General features: G+C 64.2%; 21 protein-coding genes. 12 read left to right on the top strand and 9 right to left on the bottom strand.

What is annotated here, in order from left to right; translation table 11 throughout:
- Nucleotides 1-7 precede the first annotated feature (7 nt).
- From AC1RMG_RS15125 to nadA, 12 genes are all read left to right on the top strand, one after another.
- Nucleotides 8-943: a DMT family transporter gene (locus AC1RMG_RS15125; RefSeq protein ID WP_125062103.1), complete on the top strand. Its 936-nt coding sequence runs from the start codon at nucleotides 8-10 to the stop codon at nucleotides 941-943.
- Nucleotides 944-1411, top strand: coding sequence for a GNAT family N-acetyltransferase (locus tag AC1RMG_RS15120; protein WP_019094547.1), 468 nt, complete (start codon nucleotides 944-946; stop codon nucleotides 1409-1411).
- Between the two features lie 113 nt (nucleotides 1412-1524).
- Nucleotides 1525-2733, top strand: a complete 1209-nt coding sequence (locus AC1RMG_RS15115; RefSeq protein WP_011062905.1) for a Coenzyme F420 hydrogenase/dehydrogenase, beta subunit C-terminal domain — start codon at nucleotides 1525-1527, stop codon at nucleotides 2731-2733.
- Nucleotides 2730-4073, top strand: a complete 1344-nt coding sequence (locus AC1RMG_RS15110; RefSeq protein ID WP_053159880.1) for a 3-phosphoshikimate 1-carboxyvinyltransferase — start codon at nucleotides 2730-2732, stop codon at nucleotides 4071-4073. The genes AC1RMG_RS15115 and AC1RMG_RS15110 overlap by 4 nt, the downstream gene beginning before the upstream one ends.
- Nucleotides 4073-5083: a zinc-dependent alcohol dehydrogenase gene (locus AC1RMG_RS15105; protein WP_011062903.1), complete on the top strand. Its 1011-nt coding sequence runs from the start codon at nucleotides 4073-4075 to the stop codon at nucleotides 5081-5083. Before AC1RMG_RS15110 ends, AC1RMG_RS15105 begins: the two co-directional genes overlap by 1 nt.
- Before the next feature lie 4 nt (nucleotides 5084-5087).
- Nucleotides 5088-8153, top strand: a complete 3066-nt coding sequence (locus tag AC1RMG_RS15100) for a non-ribosomal peptide synthetase (protein WP_493169549.1) — start codon at nucleotides 5088-5090, stop codon at nucleotides 8151-8153.
- Nucleotides 8150-8785 (top strand): thioesterase domain-containing protein, encoded by a 636-nt coding sequence (locus AC1RMG_RS15095; protein ID WP_493169547.1) that lies wholly within the window; start codon nucleotides 8150-8152, stop codon nucleotides 8783-8785. The genes AC1RMG_RS15100 and AC1RMG_RS15095 overlap by 4 nt, the downstream gene beginning before the upstream one ends.
- Nucleotides 8786-8884: 99 nt before the next feature.
- Nucleotides 8885-9652, top strand: coding sequence for a COG4705 family protein (locus AC1RMG_RS15090; RefSeq protein ID WP_077934672.1), 768 nt, complete (start codon nucleotides 8885-8887; stop codon nucleotides 9650-9652).
- Between the two features lie 28 nt (nucleotides 9653-9680).
- Nucleotides 9681-10115: a hypothetical protein gene (locus AC1RMG_RS15085; RefSeq protein ID WP_041119609.1), complete on the top strand. Its 435-nt coding sequence runs from the start codon at nucleotides 9681-9683 to the stop codon at nucleotides 10113-10115.
- 110 nt (nucleotides 10116-10225) lie between these two features.
- Nucleotides 10226-10891 carry a response regulator gene (locus AC1RMG_RS15080; RefSeq protein ID WP_019094554.1) on the top strand — a complete coding sequence of 222 codons (666 nt, stop codon included), beginning with the start codon at nucleotides 10226-10228 and terminating at the stop codon, nucleotides 10889-10891.
- The gene (locus tag AC1RMG_RS15075; protein ID WP_065365371.1) at nucleotides 10867-12237 is read left to right on the top strand and encodes an ATP-binding protein; all 1371 of its coding nucleotides are present in this window, start codon (nucleotides 10867-10869) and stop codon (nucleotides 12235-12237) included. The genes AC1RMG_RS15080 and AC1RMG_RS15075 overlap by 25 nt, the downstream gene beginning before the upstream one ends.
- A gap of 173 nt (nucleotides 12238-12410) precedes the next feature.
- Complete coding sequence (gene nadA, locus AC1RMG_RS15070) at nucleotides 12411-13469, top strand: quinolinate synthase NadA (RefSeq protein ID WP_015636755.1); 1059 nt, start codon at nucleotides 12411-12413, stop codon at nucleotides 13467-13469.
- A 64-nt stretch (nucleotides 13470-13533) separates the two neighbouring features.
- Here the strand turns inward: nadA and AC1RMG_RS15065 are convergent, their stop codons facing one another.
- The 9 genes from AC1RMG_RS15065 to arcC form a co-directional block, all read right to left on the bottom strand.
- The gene (locus AC1RMG_RS15065) at nucleotides 13534-14022 is read right to left on the bottom strand and encodes an RDD family protein (RefSeq protein ID WP_011062898.1); all 489 of its coding nucleotides are present in this window, start codon (nucleotides 14020-14022) and stop codon (nucleotides 13534-13536) included.
- Nucleotides 14023-14118: 96 nt separating this feature from the next.
- Nucleotides 14119-14331, bottom strand: a complete 213-nt coding sequence (locus AC1RMG_RS15060; RefSeq protein ID WP_007977299.1) for a cold-shock protein — start codon at nucleotides 14329-14331, stop codon at nucleotides 14119-14121.
- A gap of 392 nt (nucleotides 14332-14723) precedes the next feature.
- Nucleotides 14724-15848 (bottom strand): glycine cleavage system aminomethyltransferase GcvT, encoded by a 1125-nt coding sequence (gene gcvT, locus AC1RMG_RS15055; protein ID WP_493169544.1) that lies wholly within the window; start codon nucleotides 15846-15848, stop codon nucleotides 14724-14726.
- Between the two features lie 39 nt (nucleotides 15849-15887).
- A complete protein-coding gene (locus AC1RMG_RS15050; protein WP_011062896.1) occupies nucleotides 15888-17264 on the bottom strand; it encodes an L-serine ammonia-lyase in 1377 nt (458 codons plus the stop codon).
- A 180-nt stretch (nucleotides 17265-17444) separates the two neighbouring features.
- Complete coding sequence (gene gcvP, locus AC1RMG_RS15045) at nucleotides 17445-20300, bottom strand: aminomethyl-transferring glycine dehydrogenase (protein WP_493169542.1); 2856 nt, start codon at nucleotides 20298-20300, stop codon at nucleotides 17445-17447.
- 9 nt (nucleotides 20301-20309) lie between these two features.
- Nucleotides 20310-20693 carry a glycine cleavage system protein GcvH gene (gene gcvH / locus AC1RMG_RS15040; protein ID WP_011062894.1) on the bottom strand — a complete coding sequence of 128 codons (384 nt, stop codon included), beginning with the start codon at nucleotides 20691-20693 and terminating at the stop codon, nucleotides 20310-20312.
- A gap of 313 nt (nucleotides 20694-21006) precedes the next feature.
- Entirely contained in the window at nucleotides 21007-22515 is a 1509-nt protein-coding gene (gcsR, locus tag AC1RMG_RS15035) for a transcriptional regulator GcsR (RefSeq protein WP_169892021.1), read from the bottom strand.
- A 174-nt stretch (nucleotides 22516-22689) separates the two neighbouring features.
- Nucleotides 22690-23049, bottom strand: coding sequence for a DUF5064 family protein (locus tag AC1RMG_RS15030; RefSeq protein ID WP_041119603.1), 360 nt, complete (start codon nucleotides 23047-23049; stop codon nucleotides 22690-22692).
- Nucleotides 23050-23121: 72 nt separating this feature from the next.
- Nucleotides 23122-24051, bottom strand: coding sequence for a carbamate kinase (gene arcC, locus AC1RMG_RS15025; protein ID WP_011062891.1), 930 nt, complete (start codon nucleotides 24049-24051; stop codon nucleotides 23122-23124).
- Nucleotides 24052-24157: the final 106 nt, after the last annotated feature.

Genomic DNA, 24157 nt, shown 5'->3' with positions numbered 1-24157 from the left:
AACCTCCATGAACGCCTTACCCGATAACAACAAGAAACCCCGTTCACTGGTCGCCGTGCTGATTTTCCTCGGCTGCCTGCTGATCTGGTCCACCAACTGGATCGCCATTTCGCTGCAGGTGGAACACAGCGATGTCGGCTCTTCGCTGATGCTGCGCTTCCTCATTGCCTACGGGGTGCTGTGGCTGTGGCAACGGCTGTTCGCCGGCCCGCAGCAGCCGGTAACCCGCAAGGCCTACTTGCTGATGGCCGGGGTGGGGGCGGTGTACTTCTATGCCGGCATCGGCCTGGCCTACCTAGCCACCGCTTACCTGGGCAGTGCGCAGATGGCCTGCCTCAGCGCCTTTGTGATTTTCTACATCATCGGCATCAAGCGCCTGTTCCTGCATGTGCCGGTCGCCCTGCACAACCTGCTCGGCGCACTGGTGAGCATCGCCGGGCTGGGGCTGTTCATGCTTGGCGATCCGGGGCGGCCGCTGTCGCTGGCGGGAGTGGCCCTGGGCCTGACTTCCTTCCTGGCGGTGGCCATCGGATCGGTGCTTTCGGAGCACATCCAGAAGACCTGCCAGCTCGGCACCTTGCACATCAACAAGGTGGCGGCCGGCTGGGCCTGCGCTCTATACGCCGTCAGCCTGTTGCTGGGCGGCCATGGCTTGCAACTGCCGGGCACCCTGGCCGATCTCGGCATCCTGCTGTACCTGGGGGTGGTGTGCTCGGCGCTGGTGTTCGTGCTGTTCATCGACCTGATCAAGCGCATGGGCGCCGAGAACGCCGGCTATGTCGGCGTGCTGTACCCCATCGGCGCCAGCTACCTGTCGGTGTGGCTGGGGGAAACGCCCCTGAGCCTGCACCTGATGCTCGGCAGTGCCCTGGTGATGCTGGGCAGCCTGATCAATTTCAAGTTTCGCTACCACCCCGCCCCCAAGAAAGTGGAGTTCAGCTGAATGAGCAATGTACGGATACGCCAGGCCACCACGGACGATCTGATCGGTATTTTCGAGGCCCACCGCAACTCGGTAGAGCGCCTGTGCACCTCTGAATACAGCGATCAGCAGATCCGCATGTGGCTCGATGGGCGCTCCCCGGAAACCTACCGCGAAGCCGTGGAAAAGGGATCGCTGTGGCTGGCCGAGGGCGAGCAGATCGAAGGGTTCGTCGAACTCGACGGCAATGAGGTCAGCAAGCTGTTCATCCGTGGCGATGTGGCCAGGCGTGGCCTGGGCAGCCGTCTGCTGGAGGTGGCGCTGGCTCGGCTGCGGGCCAGCGGTGCCAGCTCGGCCTACCTGGAGGCGACCCTGACGGCCGAAGGCTTCTATGCCTACCACGGCTTCCAGAAGATCGGCGAGGGCACCTTCAGCCGCGGCAACAGCCCGGTGTCCATCGAGATCATCAAGATGGAACGCCCGCTTTGATCTGACCGTCAGCGGCCACTTCAGCACAGCAGGTCTTGCCCGTCCCCGGTTCGCGGGGGCGCGGCCGGCTGCACCCGGAAAACGGCACACGAGGCTTATCCAAGATGACAGGGATGTTATTGAAATTGACGGTGCTCGATCAGAATCTGTGCGCCGGGTGCGGCGCCTGCGCCCTGGTGTGCCCACAGCAGGTAATCGTTTTCGACCCGGACCGGGTGGTGCCGCTGCTGGAGGGCATCGGCGACAGTTGTGAAAGCTGCACCGAGTGCCTGGCGGTGTGCCCGGGGCTGCAGCCGGATACCGATCGCTCCGAACTGGAACTGTTCGGCCGTACCCGCCGCGCCGAAGAGCGCTGGCTGGGGATCAGCCGCCAGGCCATCGGTGCGCGTTCCACCGACCCGCAGATAGTCCGGCGCTCGGCCAGTGGCGGCACCGCCACCACCTTGCTGCTGACCGCCCGGGAGCACTTTGACGTGGACCTGACCCTGACCATGGGCCGTCATCCAGGGCAGGGCTGGCGCAGCGCGCCGCAACTGGGCAGCGCTGCAGCGGCGATCATCAACAATGCCCAGTCCACCTACCAGCTGGCGCCTTACCTCAATGCCCTGCGCGAATGCTACGAACAGCAGCCGGACGCGCGCATCGCCGTGGTGGGGCTGGCCTGCCACGTCCAGGCGATCCGCAAGCTGCAGCGCCGGGACACGGCCATCGGCCACTGGGCCCGCAGCCGGATCATCTGCGTGATCGAGACCGCCTGCTCCTCCAACACCCTGCCGGCCGGCACCCACAGCATCATCAGCGAGGTGCTGGGGCAAGACCCGCAGCAGGTGCGCGATATCAAGTACCGCGAAGGCGATTACCCCGGCCGGCTGCAAGTCACCTTGCTGGACAGCCAGACCTTTGGCATCGATTTCTGGGAGATCCTCGGCAAGCTCAAGGACAACAAGACCTTTCGCTGCCTCAGTTGCGGTGACTGGATGAGCGGGCTGGCCGACGTCAGCGTGTGTGACGGCGACCCCAACATCTTCGAAGCCAGCCTCAACGGTTCCGAAGAACAGAAACACGGCCGCGCGCTGATCCGCACCGAGATGGGCCAGGCCCTGGTGGACAGCGCCATCACCCATGGCCGGCTGGAAAGCTGGGGAGTCGACCTTGGGGGCTTCAACCTCGGCCTTGAACGCAAGAAGAACCGTCGGCGCTTCTATGAAACCCAGCCGCTGGTGTTGCCCGCGGGCCCCGGGGTGGGCGACCACTTCGAGGACGAAGCGCTGGTGGACGACGCCGAACTGATCAACCCCGCCAAATACAGGAGTAGCCCATGATCGATTACCCGGACCGGCCCATCGATTTCACCCTCGGCCGCCAACAGCAAGTCTGGGCCAACATCGACGGCTACCTGCCATCGGACAAGTCCATCAGCCATCGGATGATCCTGTTTGCCGCCCTGGCCCGGCATCCGGTGCGCCTGCGGGACCTGAACCGCGGCAAGGCGGTGACCCTGTTGCTCGATGCCCTGCAGCAACTGGGCCTTGAGGTGACGCCAGGGCAGACGCCCCAGACCCTGGAGATCAGCGGTGAGTTCGCCCAGGCGACCCACGAGCGGCGGGTCGACCTGGGGCCCTCCAGCGCGGCCGCGCGGTTACTGATCGGGATGCTGGTGGGGCTCAATGTGCCGTGCATCGTCGATGGCGACGAAACCCTGCGCAACCGCCCCTTCGACTGGATCGTCGAGCCCCTGAACCAGATGGGCGCCCACCTGGAGTACCTGGGGCGTCCGGGCGCGCTGCCGATCCGTATCCACCAGGCTGCATTCCGCGGCGGCGCGGCGCAGATCCACATCGGCAGCGCCCAGGCCATCAGCACCTTGCTGTTTGCCGGGGTGGCGGCACGCAAGCCGATGTCGATCCGGTACCCGGTGGTGGCCCGGGATCACACCCAGCGCATCATCAACAGTTTTGGCGACCGGCTGCTGGACGAGCAGTTGCAGATCCACTACCAGCCACGGGACTGCGCGATTCCCGAGGAGATCAGCATCCCTCGCGACCCCTCGGCCATTGCCTATCCGGCGGCGTTGTTCCTGCTGTGCAACCGCCACCAGGAGCAGCAGCGCCTGAGCTTCGACAATGTGTGCCTGAACCCTACGCGCCTGGGCTTTTTCAACTGGCTGCTGGCCTGTGGTTTCAACCTGACCCTGGAGGTGGACAGCATTCGTCATGGCGAGCCGGTGGGCCGCCTGCTGCTGCGCGGGGGTGGCCAGCCCAGGGCTCACGACTTGCGCGACAAGCACCAGTTCCACGCAATGATCGACGAAGTGCCGCTGGCCCTGGCCATCAGCTGCGTGCTGCCCGGCAGCGCGACCTTCAGTGACCTCTACGAGCTGACCTTCAAGGAATCGGACCGGATCGCCGCCACCCGCAGCATGCTCAATGCCCTGGGCCTGGACTACCAGGTCGACGGCTACGACGTGCGGGTGGAAGGCGGGCAGGTGCCCAGTGTGCAGGGAGCGATCCCGACTTTCGGTGACCATCGCCTGTCGATGACCGCCCACGTCCTGCTGCTGGCTCACGGGCTGCAGGCCACCATCCTCGAAGGGCATTGCTACCAGACTTCATTTCCAGGGTTTGCCCAGTGCCTGGATCGCCTGACCGGACGGGAGGCCTGATGAGCAGCAGCCGATACACACTCACCGCCTGTGGCGCCGACGGCGTGATCGCCGTGCATGAACCTCTGGCCGCTCTGGCGGCCACTGAAGTGCAGGTGGCGGTGGAATACTCCATGGTCAGCCCGGGCACCGAGCGTCATTACCTGCAGCAGGTACGCGAGACTGGCGAGCACCTGCCGCTGGGCTATTGCGCGGCCGGGGTGGTTAGCGCCGTAGGGCCCGAGGTCGAAGGCGTGCAGCCGGGGGACCGGGTGGTGGCCATGGGCTGGAAGATTGCCACCCATTCCAACTGGATCCAGGTGCCCCAGCGGCTGGTGTGCAAGGTACCGCCGCCACTGACCCAGGACCAGGCGATTCTCGCCACCCTGGGTGCCACTGCGGTGCATGCGGTGGACCGTGCGCAATTGCAGGCGGGGGAACAGATCCTGGTGGTGGGCATGGGCCTGGTGGGCAAGATGCTGAGCCTGGTGGCGGCCTGTCATGGTGCGCGGATCTGGGTCGCGGACCTCAACCCCGCCGCCATCGACCCGGGCCTGCCGGTGCAGGTGCTCGACCTGCTGGCCGAGCCGGGGGCGATGGCCGGGCAGTTCACCCGGATCTTCCTGTGCATCGATGCTGATATCAGCGCCTTGTTCCCGCGGTTGCTGGCCCTGCTCAATCCCCAGGGCAACGGGGCTGGCCGCTCGCGGCTGGTGAATGTCGGGCGGGTCAGCCTGACCCTGGAGCTCTCGCCGCAAATGGGCAACATCGACATCATCAACGTGTCCCGCTGCGGTAACGGTTACCGCGACGATGCCTACCATCACGGGCGCAAGAGCGTGCAGTGCCCGGCAGGGGAGGCCACGGTGGAGCGCAACATCGCTCGTTGCCTCGACTACCTGGTGGCCGGCAAGGATTGGCTGGAGCACCTGCAGCGGGTCGAGATGGACCTGGGGCAGGCGTTGGCGCACTACAACGGCGCGGCGTTCTTCGCCCCTGGAATCAACCTGATCAAACACAGGGAAGCGTGACGGCATGGCTCATCTATCTATTGCTTCGTGCCTGGACGACATCTTCGCCCGGCATGCCACGGATACCGCGCTGAGCTGCAACGGCGCACGGCTCAGCTACCGGGAGCTGGAACAGCGTTCGGCACAGGTGGCGGCCCGCTTGCTGGGCTTGGGCCTGACGCCTGGCAGCACCCTGGGCCTGGAGGTGGAACGCTCGATTGAACAACTGGTGCTGCTGGTGGGCATGGTGCGGGCCGGCCTGTCGTACTGCTATCTGGACCGCAACAACCCGCCCCAGTGGAACCAGTCGGTGTGTGAACGCAGTGGCGTGTGCTGGCGGGTCACGCCGGAGGTTGCCGGTGGCCCGGGGTATCTGGCGCTGGATGAGTTGCTCGCGCCCACGGACGAGGCTGCGTGCTGGCCGCCGCTATGCGGCGCCGAGCCGGTGTACGTGAACTTTTCCAGCGGCACCACCGGCGCGCCGAAGATCATTCCCTGTACCCATCGCGGGGTGTTGGGGTTCTGCGACCGGCCGCGACATTTTCCGCTGCAGCCGGGCTTTCGCATGCTGTACGCCTCGAACCTGACCTTCGACGCCTCGCAGTTCGAGATCTGGACCGCGCTGCTCAATGGCGGCGAATTGCATATCCATGTTCCCGGCGCCCTGACCCTGGAACACCTGCATCGTTACATCCACGAGGCCGGGGTCGACAGCCTGTGGCTGACCTCGACCCTGTTCAACACTTTCGTCGATATAGAGCGCGGCTGGCTGCGGGGCGTCAAGCGGCTGATGGTCGGCGGCGAGGTCCTGTCCGCAGGGCATGTCCGCCAGGCCTATGCTGCCGCCGATGAGCTGGTTCTCTACAACGGTTATGGCCCCACGGAAAACACCATGGGTACCTGTGTCTATGCCATTCCCCGCAGCTTCGACAGCACCCGGGACATTCCCATCGGCCAGGCCGTGGACGATGCCACCCTGTTGCTGCTGCGCCCTGACGGGCAGCCGTGCGAGGTGGATGAACCCGGCGAGCTGCTGATCGCCGGGGGCGGCTTGTCCCCGGGGTATCTGGGGGATGCGGGGCTGACCCGGGAGCGCTTCATCGACCTGCCATGGCAGGGCCGGACGCTGCGTTGCTACCGCAGTGGCGACCTGGTTTCCCGGGATGGCCAGGGGCTCTATCACTTCCATGGCCGCAGCGATGACCAGATCAAGCTGCGTGGCCAGCGCCTGTCGCTGACCGAGGTCGCCGCCGCCTTCAAGCGTTACCCGGGAATGCTCGATTGTGTGGTGTTGCTGGATGACCAGGGAACCGAAGCGCAGTTGCTGCTGGTGTACCTCAAGGCGCCTGGGGTCGAGCCCCGGGTGCTGGCCGAATATGGCCGGCAAAGCCTGCCGCCGTTCATGGTGCCGTCGCGATTTGTCGAGGTTGAGCGCTTTGCCCTGCGCTCTTCCGGCAAGCTGGATATTGCTGAGCTCAAGCAGCGCCTGTGTCTCGGGCAGCCGGCCACTGAAACGGACGACTCGCCGGCAGGGCGTTTTCTCGCGCGTTTCGGCGTGTCGGCTCATGACCTGCAGCGCAGCTTCTTCGACAGCGGTGGCAACTCGCTGGCGGCGATCAAGCTGGTGGGCACGGTGAACCGTCACTTGGGCTGGGAAGGCCTGGGCCTGGAGCAGTTCTACCGCATGGCCACCCTGGGCCAGTTGCTGGACTGGCTACAGGCCCAACCCGGCCTGGCGTCCCTGCTGGAAAGCGGTGCGCAGGAGTACTACGTGATCGAGTCGGAGCAGGAGTCCTTGCCCGCCGCCCATGCGGGGTTTTCGATCAATACTCACCTGGGGCGTTTTGCCGTGGTCCGCGCCACCTCGGCCAGCCACGCCCGGGAGGCGCTGCGCAGCGGTTCCGCGCGGTTGCCGGTTGCCGGCGACAGCCGCTGGATCGGCTTGAACAAGAGCCAGTTGTCGATGGTGTATGCCGAACTGTTCAACAAGGATCTACGGGCCAACAACGTGCTCTACCTGTTCCGGCCCGAGCAATTGCCGGCCGTCGGGCTGGACCTGCAGGCGTTGGCCCAGGGCTTGAAGCAGCGCTATCCACTGGCGGGCTGTCGGGTGGCGCGGGTCGAGGGCGAGTACTGTCTTGATCTGGCCCCCGAGCCGCCGGCGCGCCTGTGGCTGGAGCCTGTGGCGGAGTTTCCCAGCCAGCAGGCCTGCGTGGAGCATTTCCTTGAGCGGCCGCTGTCACTGTTCGAGCAGGACCTGTGCAGCCTGTTCAAGGTGCGCATCGACGGCACCTTGCACCTGGGGCTGTGGTTGCACCACATCCTTGGCAACCATGTCGGCCAGTTGAGCCTGCTGCGCAGCGTGGAACAGTTGGCGCTGGGCGTGCAGTCGCCGCCGGTGGCGGATTTTTCCTTTGTCGGCAATAACCTGATGCAGGCCGAGGAATATGAGCGTCTGGCAGATGCCGGCACCGAGGCCTGGGAGCAAGAGGCCGAGGAGTACGCGCCGCTGGCCGATGTCCCGGCGCCGGCGGCCACTGCCCAGGCGCTGCAGTTGCGGGCGGCACTGGCCATGGACCCGATGAAGCTGGCCTCGCCGCAGCGTCTGTTCCACCTGTTGCAGGCGTTTCGCCAGGGCTGTGCCGAGGGCTTGGGGATAGAGGCGCCGATCGTCAATCTATTGTTCGCCTGGGCTGAGCGTTCGGTGATCAGCGGATTCTCCAGTTACACGGTGCCCGTGCCCCTGGCTCCCGGGCGCTTCGCCGAAGGCTGCGAGCCACAGGCCTGCATGGATTACCTGAATGCCAAGCTGGCCCGGGCGGCCTTGGGCTACGAGGAAATACTCGCGGCCCTGGGCCTGTACGGCTTTGCTCCGGCGTTCCTGTGCAATTTCGTCGAGCTGCCGGCCAGTGACGCCCGGTGGTTGCAAACGCGGATTGCCAACCCGGTTAGCGAGTGGCCCAAGACCCTGCTCGACCTGACGGTGATCAAGTCGGCGCTGGGCTGCGAAGTGCTGCTCAACAGCTATCTGCCCGAGCCGCAGGCCAGGGCATTTCTCGAATCCTTTGTCGCGGCGGGGCAACGTCAATGAAACTGATCTGCTTTCCCGACTTCGTCGGCCATCCGATCTGTTTTTCCGCCCTGGGCCGGGCACTCAAGGGGCGGGTGTCGCTGGTGCAGGTCAACTACAGCGACTACTGGCCCTATTCCAGTGTCAAAGACCTGGCCCGGCAGATTGCCCAAGAGCATGAGCTGACGACCCTGGACGCGGTGCTCGGTTACTCCTTCGGCGCTTATGTGGCGGCCTGTTGCGTGGCCCGCAGCACGGCACCCGCCAGGCCGCTGCTGTTGGTGGACCCGCCGCTGCTGGCCGAGCTTCGAGGGTTGGCCCCTGACGCCATTGCCCGGCGTTTGGCGGCCGATCCGCAGTATGCCTACGTCGATGACCTGGTGGACGCGCAGTTGGTCAATCGCGAGTGCGTGCACGGCAATATTCTGCTGCTGTCCCAATGGCAGGCGGTGCCGCTGAAGGGGCGCGCGGTGGATGTGCTGTTGTCCGCCGGGCGCAGTGCCGAGGGGCTGCCCCCGGGCCTGGGGCTCGATCCGGCCCAGGACAATCGCTACTGGCGGGACGAGCAGCGCCACCATGGCTCGGTGATCAATAGCCCCGATGTACTCACCTGGCTGCTGGACCCTGAGGCCTTGCAGCGCATTGCTTGGTGATCGAAGCCGGCCCGTTCGGGGTGCCCTCAGTTCCAGCTAAGTTTTCCCTCGTAGCCTCTGCTTCGCGCCAATACACGCGCCGTTATGGAGAGGCACCCGATGAAGCCGCTGAGCAAGACCGATTGGCTGAACAAGGTTCCGGAGGTGACGCTGTCCTTCTGGATCATCAAGATCATGTCCACCACCGTGGGCGAAACCTGCGCCGACTACCTGGCCGTCGACGCCGGCCTGGGGCAGGGCGTGACCAGCATCGGCATGGCCCTGTTGCTGGTGCTGGCGCTGTTCGCGCAGTTCCGCAGCCGGGCCTACACGCCATGGATCTACTGGCTGAGCGTGGTCCTGGTGAGCATCGTCGGGACCCAGATCACCGATGTGCTCACCGATCAGCTGGGCATCAGCCTGTACCTCAGCACCGCAGTGTTTGCAGGCTTGCTGGCGGTCAATTTCGCTGTCTGGTACGCCGTTGAGCGCAACCTTTCGATCCGCCAGATCGTTACCCCGCGACGCGAGCTGTTCTACTGGGCCACCGTGCTCTGCACCTTCGCCCTGGGAACCGCCGCCGGGGACCTGGCCACCGAGGCGCTGGGGCTCGGCTTTACCCTGGGAGCGCTGATCTTTGCCGCACTGATTGCCGTGACCCTGGTGGCCTGGCGCCTGGGGGGCAATGCGGTGCTGACCTTCTGGATCGCCTACATCCTCACCCGACCGTTTGGCGCCGCCCTCGGCGACCTGCTGACACAAGCCAAGACCTACGGTGGCCTGGGCCTGGGCGCCACCTGGACCAGCGCAATCTTCCTCTGCGTGATTCTTTTGCTGGTGACCGTCGCGCAGCTCAACGTCAACAACCGTCAGCGCCTTTCCCACTGATTATCCGACCTTCACTCAAGGACTCATCATGGCCTTTATCCGCTCTGCCATTCGCTACACCACGACTCTTTCCATGATTGCCCTGCTGGGGCTGGCCGCGGGGTGTTCCAAGCCTGCCGATGCGCCCAAGCCCGGCACTGCCGCTTCAGCCCAGGCTACCGCGGCCACGGCCTCCAGGCTGGGCGACCTGGCCGAGTTCCAGGCCATTGCCCGTGATGTGGCCGGCTTGGTGGACAAGCAGGACCTGGCGGGGGCGAAGCGCCGGATCAAGGATCTGGAAGTTGCCTGGGACTCCGCCGAAGCCGGCTTGAAGCCCCGTGCCGCCGGTGACTGGCATGTATTGGACAAGGGCATCGACCGAGCACTTGACGCCCTGCGCGCCGGCACCCCGCAACAGGCCGAGTGCAAGTCGGCGATGGACGATCTGCTGGCAACGTTCAGTCGCTTGCAAGGCAAGGCCTGACCCTCATCTTTTCCAGCAGACCGGCAGGCGAGTGATTACCCTTGGGGGGACTCGACCCGGGCCCGGCCTTCCTCAAGCGCAGGCCGGGCCTGTTTCACTACGGAGGCACTATGCGGATCTTGCTGGTGGAGGACGACGGGATGATCGCCGAGGCGATACAGGGCGCCCTCAAGGATGCAGGCTACGCCGCCGACTGGGTCAGCGATGGGGTGACCGCCCTGGCTGCCCTGGACAGCCAGCATTACGACCAGGTGCTGCTAGACCTCGGCCTGCCCGGCAAGGACGGGTTACAGGTGCTCGACAGTATTCGTCGCCGTAACAACCCGGTGCCGCTGTTGATCATTACCGCTCGTGACAGCCTCGATGACCGGCTGCGAGGCCTGGACGGCGGCGCGGACGACTACCTGCTCAAGCCCTTCGCCATGGCCGAGCTGCTGGCGCGAATGCGTGCGGTCATGCGTCGCAAAGGCGGTAGCGCGGCACCGCTGCTGGGCAATGGTGTGGTTTCGCTGGACCCGGTATCGAAACAGGCAAGCTCGTTCGAGCAGCCTGCGGTGCAGCTGTCGAACCGCGAATTCGCCTTGTTGCAGGCGCTGTTGATCCGCCCGGGGGCGATTCTTTCCCGTAGTGAGCTGGAAGACCGCATCTACGGCTGGGGCGAGGAGGTGGAAAGCAATGCGGTGGAGTTCCTGATCCATGCCTTGCGCCGCAAGTTGGGAAGCCAGGTGATCAAGAACGTCAGGGGGATGGGATGGATGGTTTCAAAAGACGTCTGAGCGAATCGGTCCAGCTCAGGCTGTCCATTGCCCTATCAGTGGCGGTGCTGATCGTTGCGCTGCTGGCCGGAGTCTTTGCTTATGTCTCGGCCTTCGACGAGGCCCTGGAGATGCAGGACAACACCCTGCGCCAGGTGGCCGCGCTGTTCGAGCGCCAGCACATGACCCTGGCCTACCCGCCGCCGGGGCAGGTCGTCGCCGACGATAACGAGGAATCCAGGGTGGTCGTTCAATACCTGGCCGATGGCGCCAGGGCGGCGGCGGACAGTGATGCCGAAATCCCCCTGCCGCTGCCCACCACCCTGGCGGACGGTCTGTCGACCCTGGCGGTGGGCGGCGAGCCGTTTCGGGTGCTGGTCAAGACCACCAGCGCCGGCCTGCGGATTGCCGTGGCCCAGGAAACCGGCGCTCGTGACAGGGATGCGCGGGAAAGCGCCTGGCGTGGACTGTTGCCCTTCCTGATCCTGTTTCCCGTGCTGTTGCTGGTGATTGCCGATCTGGTGCGCAAACTGTTTCGTCCCATCGAGCAGTTGGCGGCCGAGATCGATCTGCGTGACGAGCAGGAATTGCACCCGATCGACGAGCGCCATCTGCCGACCGAGGTGCGGCCTTTCGTGCGGGCCATCAATCGCCTGTTGCTGCGGGTGACTCAGTCCATGACGACGCAGCGGCGTTTCGTGGCGGATGCCGCCCATGAATTGCGCTCGCCGCTGACGGCCTTGTCCCTGCAGGCCGAGCGCCTGGCATCGGTGGAGATGCCCAGCCTGGCTCGGGAGCGCCTGCAACTGTTGCGCCGGGGGATCGAGCGCGGCAGGAAGCTGATCGATCAATTGCTCGGGCTGGCGTCTGCACAATCGGCCATCAATGGCCGGATTGAGCCGGTCTCGGTGCACGGGGTGTACCGCCGGGTGCTGGAGGACCTGCTGCCCCTGGCGGAGGCCAAGGCGATCGACATCGGCCTGGAAGGTGGGCCGGACAGGCAGGTGCTGATCAGCCAGGAGGACCTGTTGACCCTGGTGAAGAACCTGGTGGACAACGCCATCCGCTATACCCCGCAAGGTGGGCGGGTAGACCTGTCGGTGGCCCAGGTGCAGGACGAGATCCTGCTGCAGGTCAGCGACTTGGGGCCGGGTATTGCCGTGGCTGAGCGCGAGCGCGTGTTCGACCCTTTCCATCGCGGGCTGGGCAGCGATGAAGTGGGCTCCGGGTTGGGGCTCGCCATCGTCAAGGCCATTGCCGATCGGCATGCCGGCCGGGTCTGGCTGGATTACTCCGACCAACGGGCCAAACGCGGGTTGTGTGTGACGGTGGCTTTCGCCCGGGTGCAGGCGCCGCCGGCAGGGTAGGGCGCGGCTGTTGGGCAGAATAGGCTTTTGAATACCCTGGATATTCTGTAGCCTTGCGCGGCTCCAATGTTGTCCGTACCTGATGAACTCACTCTCCCGGCGGGGCCTTAAGCGGTCCGGAGCCGGTGGTATACTCGACTTTCGCGCCTCAAGCGCCTGCAGGTCTTGCGAACATGACGCAAATTTCTGAACGCCTTCTGGTTCAAGCCCACCTCGACGCCAAGCAGCCCAAACCCTTGAGCGCTGCGCAAGAGGCCCATCTGCGTGCCGCCATCGCTGCCGAGCTCAAGGCTCAGGATGCGGTGCTGGTTGCACACTTCTACTGTGATCCGGTGATTCAGGCCCTGGCCGAAGAAACCGGTGGCTGCGTGTCCGACTCCCTGGAAATGGCCCGCTTCGGCAATGCCCATCCGGCCAAGACCGTGCTGGTTGCCGGGGTCCGCTTCATGGGTGAGACGGCGAAGATTCTCAACCCTGAAAAACGGGTGTTGATGCCGACCCTGGAAGCCACCTGCTCCCTTGACCTTGGCTGCCCGGTGGAAGAGTTCTCGGCCTTCTGCGACCAGCATCCCGAGCGCACCGTGGTGGTCTATGCCAACACGTCGGCGGCGGTCAAAGCCCGTGCCGACTGGGTGGTGACCTCCAGTTGCGCCCTGGAAATCGTCGAAAGCCTGATGGATAACGGCGAGAAGATCATCTGGGGCCCCGACAAGCACCTGGGCACCTACATCCAGCGCCAGACCGGTGCCGACATGCTGCTCTGGGACGGTGCCTGCATCGTTCACGAGGAGTTCAAGTCCAAGCAGCTGGAAGACATGAAGGCGCTGTATCCGGATGCGGCCATTCTGGTGCACCCGGAGTCCCCCAGCTCGGTGATCGAACTGGCCGATGCGGTGGGCTCCACCAGTCAGCTGATTGCTGCCGCGCAGCGCCTGCCGAACAAGACCTTCATCGTCGCCACCGACCGCGGCATCTTCTACAAGATGCAGCAGCTGTGCCCGGACAAGGTGTTCATCGAGGCGCCGACGGCCGGCAATGGTGCGGCGTGCCGCAGTTGTGCCCATTGCCCGTGGATGGCCATGAATACCCTGGAGCGTACCCTGCAGTGCCTGAAGGATGGCAGCAACGAGATCAGCGTCGACCCGGCGCTGATCCCCAATGCGCTCCGCCCTCTGAAGCGCATGCTGGATTTCACCCAGGCCGCGCGGATGAAACTGGCGGGCAACGCCTGATTGATTCTTCTGCTCGCTTAAAAAAACGCCCCGATCTGTCGGGGCGTTTTTGTAGGCGGCGGGCTTACTTCTTCTGCTTGGGAATGCGCACCAGCTGGCTGTTGGAGTAGATGTCGTGCCAACTGCGTTTCTGCTTGTCAACCAGCACCCAGAAGAAGCCCAGGCCGGCACACAGCCAGGACGCGATCGACACCATGAAGCGCAACAGTGCCTGCCACAGGCTGATACGGCTGCCGTCGGCGTTCTGCACCCGGATACCCCAGACCTGCATGCCCAGGGTCTGGCCGGAGTGGGTCCAGAACTTGGCGAAGAAACCGAACAGTACGAACAGCAGCACCGTGGAGTACAACGGGTCACCGTCCAGGGCGCCGGATTCGGTCAGGGTACGCATCCGCGCCTCGCCGATGATCTGCATCTGGATCAGCTTGTAGACGCCGCCCGTGACAATCAGCAGGGCAACGCACAGCAGGAAATCATAGAACATCGCTGCCAGGCGACGACCCAGGCCGGCGGCGGGGAACTCGCCTTGGGGGCTTAGCAGATGTTTCGACATGACAGGCTCTCGACTGAAAAAAGAAGCCATTTTACGGAATTGCGCGCACAAAAAAGCCCCTGATGTCAGCATCAGGGGCTTTTTCGTTACAGACGATTAAGCTTCTGCTTGTACTTCGTCAGCCTGCATGCCTTTCTGGCCTTGCACAGCGATGAAGGTCACTTTTTGGCCTTCTTTCAGGCTCTTGAAGCCGTTGCCCTGAATGGCGCGGAAGTGTACGAACAGATCCGGACCGCTTTCTGGAGTGATAAAACCAAAACCTTTCTCGTCGTTAAACCACTTGACGGTACCGCTCTGACGTTGGGACATTTCTTATTTCCTTTGACGCTAAAAAATTAATGACAGTCTCTTTCTCATGAAAGAGTACTGGGCTGGGTTGCAGGAAAGTAAGAGACGTCGAACGGGTTGTAGCAAACTTGTTAGCTACTGCCCAGGTCACGATTCCAAGCGACCCATGCAAACACAGTGGGGAAACTCTACGCCAACTATGGGAGAAAAAACAAGCCCCGCGAAGCCCCGGTTTTACTCAGCTTGCCGAGGTTTGGCGGAACTAGCGTACGGGGCTTATTCGATAGAGTTGTTCAATTGTTTTCGGGCGTTATAAGTGAAGTTCAGTATCGAAAATATGCACTGTTTTATGGCGGTTGCGTTACAGATTAGTGCACTTTTAACGCAACCGCGTTACTTATAGAAACAGTCCCTCAGCCGCGGTAGTAGCGTTGTGGCACGAATGGCATTTTGCTTACAAGCATTGGCACCTTTTTCCCACGAACTATTGCTGCAACTGGCGTATCGAGTGCGCAGTGCTCTATGTCGAGGTAGCCCATGGCCAAGGGGCCGCCCAGGGTCGGGCCAAAACCGCCGCTGCACACGCTGCCGATAACCTTGCCTTCGGCGTCGACGATCTCTGCACCTTCACGTACCGGTGTGCGTTCCTGGGGCAGCAGGCCGACGCGTTTGCGGCTGACACCGCCTTGCTGTTGGGCAAAGATCACCTCGGCACCGGGGAAGCCGCCGGCGCGGGCGCCATCGGCACGACGTGCCTTGGAGATGGCCCACAGCAGGCTGGCCTGGATCGGCGTGGTGTCGCTGTTCATGTCATGGTCATAGAGGCACAGGCCGGCTTCCAGGCGCAGGGAGTCGCGGGCGCCAAGGCCGATGGCCGCTACTTCCGGCTCGGCCAGCAGGGCACGGGCGAGTTTTTCCGCCTGGGCCGCCGGCACCGAGATTTCGAAACCGTCTTCGCCGGTGTAGCCCGAACGGCTGACAAAGCAGTCCACGCCCAGCAGGGTCACCGGCTTGAACTGCATGAAGGTCATCTGCGCCACCTCCGGCGCCAGGCGCGCCAGCACCGTGACCGCAGCCGGGCCTTGCAGGGCCAGCAGGGCCCGTTCCTCGAACAGCGGTTGAATGTCGCATTGCTCGCCCAGGTGGCGGCGCAGGTGGGCCAGGTCCTGGTCCTTGCAGGCGGCGTTGACTACCAGGAACAGCTGTTCGTCCCCCAGGTTGGCCACCATCAGGTCATCGAGGATGCCGCCCTGTTCGTTGGTGAACATGGCGTAGCGCTGCATGCCCACCGGCAAATCGATGATATCCACCGGCACCAGGGTCTCCAGGGCCTGGGCGGCATTGGCGCCGCGCAGCAGGATCTGCCCCATGTGGGACACATCGAACAGCCCGGCCTGTTCACGGGTGTGCTGGTGCTCCTTCATCACTCCCAGCGGGTACTGCACCGGCATGTCGTAGCCGGCGAACGGCACCATGCGGGCGCCGAGTTCCAGGTGCAGGCTGTGCAGCGGGGTTTTCAACAGTGTTTCGGTGGACATGGGCAACTCCTGAAAAAACGTGCGGATACAGGCTGCGTATCAGCACTCGATAATGTTCACGGCCAGACCGCCACGGGCGGTTTCCTTGTATTTGCTTTTCATGTCGGCGCCGGTCTGGCGCATGGTGCGGATGACCTTGTCGAGGGAGACGAAGTGCTGCCCGTCGCCGCGCAGGGCCATGCGCACCGCATTGATGGCCTTGACCGAGCCCATGGCGTTGCGCTCGATGCAGGGCACCTGCACCAACCCGCCAATGGGGTCACAGGTCAGCCCGAGGTTGTGTTCCATGCCGATTTCCGCGGCGTTCTCCACTTGCTGCACGCTGCCGCCGAGGACCTCGCACAAGGCCCCGGCCGCCATCGAGCAGGCCACGCCCACTTCACCCTGGCAGCCGACTTCGGCGCCGGAGATCGAGGCGTTTTCCTTGTAGAGGATGCCGATGGCTGCGGCGGTGAGGAGAAAACGCACCACCCCGTCTTCGTTGGCCCCGGGAATGAAGCGCATGTAGTAGTGCAGCACCGCCGGAATGATTCCGGCCGCGCCATTGGTGGGGGCTGTGACCACCCGTCCGCCGTTGGCGTTTTCTTCATTCACCGCCAGGGCATAGAGGTTGACCCAGTCCAGCACCGACAAGGCATCGCGCAGCGCCGCTTCCGGGTGCTTGCACAACTGGCGGTGCAGGGCCGCGGCGCGGCGCTTGACCTTGAGTCCGCCGGGCAGGATCCCTTCGTTGCGGCAGCCGGCATCCACGCAGTCCTGCATCACCTGCCAGATCTTCAGCAGGCCGGCGCGGGTTTCAGCTTCCGGGCGCCAGGCACTTTCATTGGTCAGCATCACCTGGCTGATGGACAGGCCATAGGTAGCGCAATGTTGCAGCAGTTCCTTGGCATTGCGGAAAGGGAAGGTCAGGCGGGTGGTGTCTTCAACGATGCGATCGGCCCCGGCGGCATCTTCATCCACGACGAAACCACCGCCAACGGAGTAGTACTCGCGGCTGCGGATCTGCAAACCGGCGCTGTCGAAGGCGCGAAAGATCATGCCGTTGGGGTGATAGGCCAGGGGCTTGCGGATCATTGCCAGGTGTTCTTTCTCGTTGAACGCAATGCTGTGTTCGCCGAGCAGGTTGAGGCGCGCGCTGCTGCGTATTTCCTGCAGGCGCGCGGCGATGTTTTCGGTATTCACGGTGTCCGGGTGCTCGCCTTCCAGGCCCAGCAGCACCGCCTTGTCGCTGCCGTGGCCTTTGCCGGTGGCGCCCAGCGAGCCGTACAGCTCGACCTTGACGCAGGTGGTGCTGGCCAGCAGTTGATCGCGACGCAGGCCTTCGACAAAACGCGCGGCGGCGCGCATCGGGCCGACGGTATGGGAGCTGGAGGGGCCGATGCCAATCTTGAACAGGTCGAACACGCTCAGGGACATGTTGGTTCTCCGGTTTCTTATTGTATTGATCGGCAAGCAAGCACTTGCAGGAGCTAGCTTGCCCGCGATACAGGCGCCGCTGCTCTACCCGATTGATGCGTTATCGCTCATCGCCGGCGAGCCGGCTCCTACAGGTATACGCGGTATCTGCAGGGGCACGGCTCTCCAGTGATGGACGGCTTACGCGTCCTGGTAGCTCTCGATCGAAGGGCAGGCGCACACCAGATTGCGGTCGCCGAACACGTTGTCGACCCGACCAACCGGCGGCCAGTACTTGCCTTCCACCAGGGATGCCACTGGGTACACCGCCTGTTCACGGCTGTATGGATGGGACCACTCGCCCACCAGTTCGGCCGCGGTGTGCGGAGCGTTCTTCAGCGGGTTGTCGTCCTTGTCCAGGGCGCCGTTTTCCACTGCGCGGATTTCTTCGCGGATGCGGATCATGGCGTCGCAGAAGCGGTCCAGTTCTTCCTTGGATTCGCTTTCGGTGGGCTCGATCATCAGGGTACCGGCCACCGGGAACGACATGGTCGGCGCGTGGAAGCCAAAATCGATCAGGCGCTTGGCCACGTCATCGACGCTGATGCCGCTGCTGTCTTTCAAAGGACGCAGGTCGAGGATGCATTCGTGGGCCACCAGGCCGTTGCTGCCGGTGTAGAGCACCGGGTAGTGCTCTTCCAGGCGGCGCGAGATGTAGTTGGCATTGAGGATCGCCAACTGCGAGGCGCGCTTGAGGCCGGCGCCGCCCATCATGCTGATATACATCCAGGTGATCGGCAGGATGCTGGCGCTGCCGAACGGAGCGGCACAGACCGCGCCTTTCTTGTTTTCCAGCGCGGCATGGCCGGGCAGGAAGGGCGCCAGGTGCGACTTGACGCCGATCGGGCCGACGCCCGGGCCGCCACCGCCATGGGGAATGCAGAAGGTCTTGTGCAGGTTCAGGTGGGACACGTCGCCACCGAACTTGCCCGGGGCGCAGAGGCCGACCATGGCGTTCATGTTGGCGCCGTCGATGTACACCTGGCCGCCGTTGTCGTGAATGATGCCGCAGATTTCGCGGATGCCTTCTTCGAACACGCCGTGGGTCGACGGGTAGGTGATCATCAGCGCGGCGAGGTGCTCACGGTGCTCGATGGCCTTGGCCCGCAGGTCCTCGATGTCGACGTTGCCGCGGGCGTCGCAGGCGGTGACCACCACGCGCATGCCGGCCATGTTGGCAGTGGCCGGGTTGGTGCCGTGGGCCGAGGAGGGAATCAGGCAGATATCGCGGCGCTCGTCGCCACGGCTCTGGTGATAGGCACGAATGGCCAGCAGGCCGGCGTACTCGCCCTGGGAGCCGGCGTTGGGCTGCAGCGACACCGCGTCGTAGCCGGTGGCAGCGCAGAGCATCGCTTCAAGTTCGGTGGTCAGTTGCTGGTAGCCGGCGCTTTGCTCGGCGGGAGCGAAGGGGTGCAGTGCGCCGAACTCGGCCCAGGTGATGGGGATCATCTCGCTGGCGGCGTTGAGCTTCATGGTGCAGGAGCCCAGCGGGATCATGGTGCGATCCAGGGCCAGGTCCTTGTCCGCCAGCTTGCGCAGGTAGCGCATCAGCTCGGTTTCCGAGTGATAGCGGTTGAATACCGGGTGGCTGAGGATCGCCGACTGGCGTGCCAGGGCAGCGGGGATGGCGCTGGTGACCGCCGCCGCGAGTGCCGCGAAGTCCGGCGCGGCCTTGCCATCGCCCAACAGGCTCCACAGGGTTTCAACGTCGGCTTGAGTGGTGGTTTCGTCCAGGGACAGGCCCAGGCGCTCGGCGTCTATCACCCGCAGGTTGATGCCCTGGGCGAGAGCCTTGTCGTGCAGCGCAGCGGTGCGGCCAGCGGCGTGCAGGCTCAGGGTATCGAAGAAGCTTTCCTGCTCCACGGTCAAGCCCAGCTGGACCAGGCCCTTGGCCAGGATCGCGGTCAGCTGGTGAATGCGCTGGGCGATCTGGGTCAGGCCCTTGGGACCGTGGTACACGGCATACATGCTGGCGATGTTGGCCAGCAGGACCTGGGCGGTGCAGATGTTGCTGGTGGCCTTCTCGCGGCGGATATGCTGCTCGCGGGTCTGCATGGCCAGGCGCAGGGCCGGCTTGCCGAAACGGTCCACCGAGACGCCCACCAGGCGGCCGGGCATGTCGCGCTTGAAGGCATCGCGGGTGGCGAAGTAGGCCGCATGCGGGCCACCAAAGCCCAGGGGCACGCCGAAGCGCTGGGCACTGCCGATGGCCACGTCGGCGCCGAATTCCCCGGGCGGGGTCAGCAGGGTCAGGGCCAGCAGGTCGGCGGCCACGGCCACCAGGGCGTTGGCAGCGTGGAAACGCTCGGTCAGCTCGCGGTAGTCGAACAGGTCACCGTTGCTTGCCGGGTATTGCAGCAGGGCGCCGAAGAACGGGCTGACGTCGGTCAGCTTGCGCTCATCGCCCACCACCACGTTGATCCCCAGGGGCTCGGCACGGGTGCGCAGCACATCGAGGGTCTGTGGGTGGCAATGCTGCGAGGCGAAGAAGGCGTGGCTGCCCTTGTTCTTGCTCAGGCGCTTGCAGAAGGTCATGGCTTCGGCGGCGGCGGTGCCTTCGTCCAGCAGCGAGGCGTTGGCGATCGGCAGGCCGCTCAGGTCGCTGATCAGGGTCTGGAAATTCAGCAGGGCTTCCAGGCGACCTTGGGAGATTTCCGGCTGGTACGGGGTGTAGGCGGTGTACCAGGCGGGGTTTTCCAGGAGGTTGCGCAGAATCGGCGACGGCGTATGGCAGTTGTAGTAGCCCTGGCCGATATAGGTCTTGAACAGCTGGTTCCTGGCGGCGATGGCCTTGATCGAGGCCAGGGCCTGGGCTTCGCTCAGGCCCTGGCCCAGCTCCAGCACGCTGGTGCCCTTGATGCTCTCGGGAATCACGCTGGCGCTCAGGGCTTCCAGGGAGTCGAAGCCGAGGCTATTGAGCATGGCTTGCTCATCGCCCTGGCGCGGGCCGATGTGGCGCGCGATGAATTCGTTGGCGGTGCTCAGGTTGACGGTCATGGCGGCTCCTCAGGCTTCGGCGCTGGCTTTGATCAGGCGGTCGTAGGCGTCCTGGTCCAGCAATTGGCCAACGGCAGCGGCATCGGCAGGGATGAAGCGGAAGAACCAGCCTTCGCCCAGCGGGTCTTCGTTGACCAGTTCCGGGCTGTCTTCCAGGGCCGGGTTGGTGGCGACCACTTCACCGTCCAGGGGCATGTACACGCCGCTGGCGGCTTTCACCGATTCCACGGTGGCGGCTTCGGCGCCCTTGTCGTAGCCCTGCAGCTCCGGCAGTTGCACAAACACCACATCACCCAGGGCGTTCTGGGCGAAAGCCGTAATGCCGACGGTGACACTGCCATCCGCTTCGGTACGCAGCCATTCGTGATCTTCAGTAAAACGCAACTCGCTCATGGAAACTCCTCAGGGGCCAGACTCGTCTGGTGGACGCGATTGAATGCTCGGACAGCGCCGAGCCGAATGGCAATGTCCATAGCAAGAACACGGCCAATATTTATTTGGCCGTTGTAAATCAAGGGGTTGAGTGTTTTTTGTAGAGAATGGAATTTCACGGCCGTAGCGAAAACGCTACAGCACGGGGTGCGGAAAAAAGGCTTTGAGGATCAAAGCCTTGCACGGCTGCGATTGCAAGGCTTTGTAGCGAAATCGTTCCACTGTAGCGCTTTCAGTACAGATGGAGGTCGCTTTCAGAGCGGCAGGCGCAAGCTCAGGCCTTGCTGGGAATGCCGTATTTGCGCAGGCGGTGGGCAATCGCGGTATGGGAGGTCTGCAAGCGGTTGGCCAGTTGCCGGGTCGAGGGGTAACTGACGTAGAGGTTTTCCAGCAGCCCCTTCTCGAAGGCTTCCACGGCCTGTTCCAGGCTGGCCACTTCGGCATCGTTCTGGCGGGCTACCGAGGTGCCGGCAATGTCCAGGTCACCGATGTCCACCAGGTTGCTCTCGCAGATCGCCGCCGCACGGAAGATCACGTTCTGCAATTGCCGCACGTTGCCCGGCCAGCGGTTGCCCAGCAGCGCCGGGTAGGTCCCCGGTGTCAGCCGGCATACCGGCCGCTGGATCTGCGCGCAGGCCTGCTGCATGAAGTAGCGGGCCAGCAGCAGGATGTCCTGGCCGCGTTCGCGCAGCGGTGGCACTTCCACGTTCAGCACGTTGAGGCGATAGAACAGGTCTTCGCGGAAGGTGCCTTCGTTGACCATTTTTTCCAGGTCACGATGGGTGGCGCTGAGGATGCGCACGTTGACCTTGATCTCGCGATCGCCACCGACCCGGCGAAAGCTGCCGTCATTGAGAAAGCGCAGGAGCTTGGCCTGCAGGTAGGGCGACATCTCGCCGATTTCATCGAGGAACACCGTGCCCTGGTTGGCCAGCTCCATCAGCCCCGGCTTGCCGCCGCGCTGGGCGCCGGTGAAGGCGCCGGGGGCATAGCCGAACAGCTCGCTCTCGGCCAGGTTTTCCGGCAGTGCCGCGCAGTTCAGGGCCAGGAACGGCGCGCCGTGGCGGGCGCTGATGGCGTGGCAGGCGCGGGCCACCAGTTCCTTGCCGGTGCCGGTTTCACCCTGGATCAATAGTGGTGCGTCCAGCGCTGCGACCCGCTGCGCCCGGGCCTTGAGGGTGCGGATCGCCGGTGATTCGCCGAGCAGGGCATCGAAGCCTTCGGCGTGGTCGTGATGCAGGGCCGAGAGCCGTTCACCGATGCGGTTGGGCGGGTACAGGGTCAGCAGGGCACCGGCGTCGGTAATGGGAGTGGCGTCCAGCAGCAGGGTCTGGCCATTGACGGTGATTTCCCGCAGCGGCAGGCGAAAGCCGTTTTCCAGCAGGGCCTCCAGCAGTGCGGGGTCGGCAAACAGCTCGGCGACGCTTTCCCCGGCCGGTTCGCGACCATACAGGGCGATCAGCGCCGGGTTGGCCAGCAGCACTTTGCCGGCACTGTCCAGGGCCAGCACCGGATCGGTCATGGCCGCCAGCAGGGCGTCCAGTTGCAGGTGCCGGCGTTGCCCGGGAAGGATGTCCACCACCGTCACCGCCTGCACGCCACGTACGTTGAACAGCGCATCGCGCAGTTCTTCCAGCACCTGGGGGCTCAAGGTCGGGGCATCGATATAGACGTTGGGCGGCACCATTTCCACCGCATCCAGGTTGAGGTTGCGCCCGCCCAACAGGGCCAGGACTTCCTGGGTGATGCCGACGCGGTCGATGAAGCTGACGTGGATACGCATGGGGTGACTGACGGTTCTGCAAAGCGGAGGGTGGCCAGTATGCCTTGGGGCAGGGGCTTAGTCGAAATCGTCACGCATGCCGCAGGAGCCGGCTAGCCGGAGAAGGCGGGCCGGGCAGCGATGCAGGGCCGTGGTCAGTTCGCCGGCACGTCGGCCCCAGCAGGGGATCGGGGGTTATGCAAGGTGCTCGGGTTTCACCGGGTCGCCGGGCTTGACGTCCAGTTGCTTGCGTACGTCCTCGAACATTTCGTCGTAGTACTTGTGCATCGAGGCAATGCTGGCGCTCTTGGGCAGGCCGTGCTGCTGGGCGAGGCGGGTGGCGTGGCGGGCGAAGTCGAAAGCCAGGTCCTTGGCCAGGAAGAACTGCTCCTTCAGGGACTTGTCTTCGATGGTGCCGTGCAGGGTGAACATCATGCCCTTGCCCTCCTTGGGGTCGTGGGCCACTTCGTAGTCAATGCACAGGTTGTAGCTGAAGTCGTCCTTGTTCAGCGCATGGCGCTCGATATGCAGGTGACCGGGCTCAAACATGGCCATAGGCTTCTCTCCTCCAGGGCTTTGAAATGAGGGCAGGCGCCGGGCCTGCCCCGAGTTTTCACTGCAAGCGTCTTACAGGTAACTGATGCCAGGTTGCGCGGTGCTGATGCGGGTGCCGGCCTTGCCCTGGACGATCGCTTCGATGTCCGAGAGTGAACCGATCACTGCGGTTTTGCCAGTGTGCCGGGCAAATTCGCAGGCGGCCTGGACCTTCGGCCCCATGGAGCCGGCGGCAAAGCCCAGCTTCTCGATTTCGTCCGGGTGGGCCTGGCCGATGGCCTTCTGGGTCGGTTTGCCGAAGTCGATGAACGCCGCGTTGACGTCGGTGGCGATCACCAGCAGGTCGGCTTCCAGTTGCTCGGCCAGCAGCGCCGAGCACAGGTCCTTGTCGATCACGGCCTCGATGCCCTTGAGCTTGCCATCCTCGCCGTACATGGTGGGGATGCCGCCACCGCCGGCGCAGATCACGATGCTGCTTTTTTCCAGCAGCCACTTGATCGGACGGATCTCGAAGATGCGCTTGGGTTTCGGGCTGGCCACTACCCGGCGGTACTTGTCGCCATCCGGGGCGATGGCCCAGCCTTTTTCCTTGGCCAGCTTCTCGGCTTCTTCCTTGCTGTAGACCGGGCCGATGGGCTTGGTCGGGTTCTTGAATGCCGGGTCCTTGGCGTCCACTTCCACCTGGGTCAGCAAGGTGGCGAACGGCACCTCGAAGTCCAGCAGGTTGCCCAGTTCCTGTTCGATGATGTAGCCGATCATGCCTTCGGTCTCGGCGCCTAGCACGTCCAGCGGGTAGGGCGAAACCTGGGTGTAGGCCGCCGCTTGCAACGACAGCAGGCCGACCTGAGGGCCATTGCCGTGGGCAATCACCAGTTGGTTGCCGGGGTGGATCTTGGCGATCTGTTCGGTGGCGATGCGGATGTTGGCGCGTTGGTTGTCCGCGGTCATGGGTTCACCACGGCGGAGCAGGGCGTTACCGCCCAGTGCAACGACGATACGCATAATGCAGTCCTTCTAGAGTCCGGTGCCGGGGGGGGGGGGGGGGGGGGGGGGGGGGGGGGGGGGGGGGGGGGGGGGGGGGGGGGAAAAAAAAGAAACCCCACTGGGT

The organism is Pseudomonas sp. GW822-FHT04H02 (genome assembly GCF_058800645.1).
This window is presented reverse-complemented; position numbering and strand designations above follow the sequence as displayed.

What these genes read in the sequence shown, in the direction of transcription:
- AC1RMG_RS15125 (WP_125062103.1), top strand. Translation starts at nt 8, where the DNA reads ATGAACGCCTTACCCGATAACAACAAGAAACCCCGTTCACTGGTCGCC.
- AC1RMG_RS15085 (WP_041119609.1), top strand. Translation starts at nt 9,681, where the DNA reads ATGGCCTTTATCCGCTCTGCCATTCGCTACACCACGACTCTTTCCATG.
- gcvH (WP_011062894.1), bottom strand. Translation starts at nt 20,693, where the DNA reads ATGAGCGAGTTGCGTTTTACTGAAGATCACGAATGGCTGCGTACCGAA.
- AC1RMG_RS15100 (WP_493169549.1), top strand. Translation starts at nt 5,088, where the DNA reads ATGGCTCATCTATCTATTGCTTCGTGCCTGGACGACATCTTCGCCCGG.
- gcvP (WP_493169542.1), bottom strand. Translation starts at nt 20,300, where the DNA reads ATGACCGTCAACCTGAGCACCGCCAACGAATTCATCGCGCGCCACATC.
- gcvT (WP_493169544.1), bottom strand. Translation starts at nt 15,848, where the DNA reads ATGTCCACCGAAACACTGTTGAAAACCCCGCTGCACAGCCTGCACCTG.
- AC1RMG_RS15115 (WP_011062905.1), top strand. Translation starts at nt 1,525, where the DNA reads ATGTTATTGAAATTGACGGTGCTCGATCAGAATCTGTGCGCCGGGTGC.
- AC1RMG_RS15090 (WP_077934672.1), top strand. Translation starts at nt 8,885, where the DNA reads ATGAAGCCGCTGAGCAAGACCGATTGGCTGAACAAGGTTCCGGAGGTG.
- gcsR (WP_169892021.1), bottom strand. Translation starts at nt 22,515, where the DNA reads ATGCGTATCCACGTCAGCTTCATCGACCGCGTCGGCATCACCCAGGAA.
- AC1RMG_RS15105 (WP_011062903.1), top strand. Translation starts at nt 4,073, where the DNA reads ATGAGCAGCAGCCGATACACACTCACCGCCTGTGGCGCCGACGGCGTG.
- AC1RMG_RS15065 (WP_011062898.1), bottom strand. Translation starts at nt 14,022, where the DNA reads ATGTCGAAACATCTGCTAAGCCCCCAAGGCGAGTTCCCCGCCGCCGGC.
- AC1RMG_RS15060 (WP_007977299.1), bottom strand. Translation starts at nt 14,331, where the DNA reads ATGTCCCAACGTCAGAGCGGTACCGTCAAGTGGTTTAACGACGAGAAA.
- AC1RMG_RS15110 (WP_053159880.1), top strand. Translation starts at nt 2,730, where the DNA reads ATGATCGATTACCCGGACCGGCCCATCGATTTCACCCTCGGCCGCCAA.
- AC1RMG_RS15050 (WP_011062896.1), bottom strand. Translation starts at nt 17,264, where the DNA reads ATGTCCCTGAGCGTGTTCGACCTGTTCAAGATTGGCATCGGCCCCTCC.
- AC1RMG_RS15075 (WP_065365371.1), top strand. Translation starts at nt 10,867, where the DNA reads ATGGATGGTTTCAAAAGACGTCTGAGCGAATCGGTCCAGCTCAGGCTG.
- arcC (WP_011062891.1), bottom strand. Translation starts at nt 24,051, where the DNA reads ATGCGTATCGTCGTTGCACTGGGCGGTAACGCCCTGCTCCGCCGTGGT.
- AC1RMG_RS15120 (WP_019094547.1), top strand. Translation starts at nt 944, where the DNA reads ATGAGCAATGTACGGATACGCCAGGCCACCACGGACGATCTGATCGGT.
- AC1RMG_RS15080 (WP_019094554.1), top strand. Translation starts at nt 10,226, where the DNA reads ATGCGGATCTTGCTGGTGGAGGACGACGGGATGATCGCCGAGGCGATA.
- AC1RMG_RS15095 (WP_493169547.1), top strand. Translation starts at nt 8,150, where the DNA reads ATGAAACTGATCTGCTTTCCCGACTTCGTCGGCCATCCGATCTGTTTT.
- AC1RMG_RS15030 (WP_041119603.1), bottom strand. Translation starts at nt 23,049, where the DNA reads ATGGCCATGTTTGAGCCCGGTCACCTGCATATCGAGCGCCATGCGCTG.
- nadA (WP_015636755.1), top strand. Translation starts at nt 12,411, where the DNA reads ATGACGCAAATTTCTGAACGCCTTCTGGTTCAAGCCCACCTCGACGCC.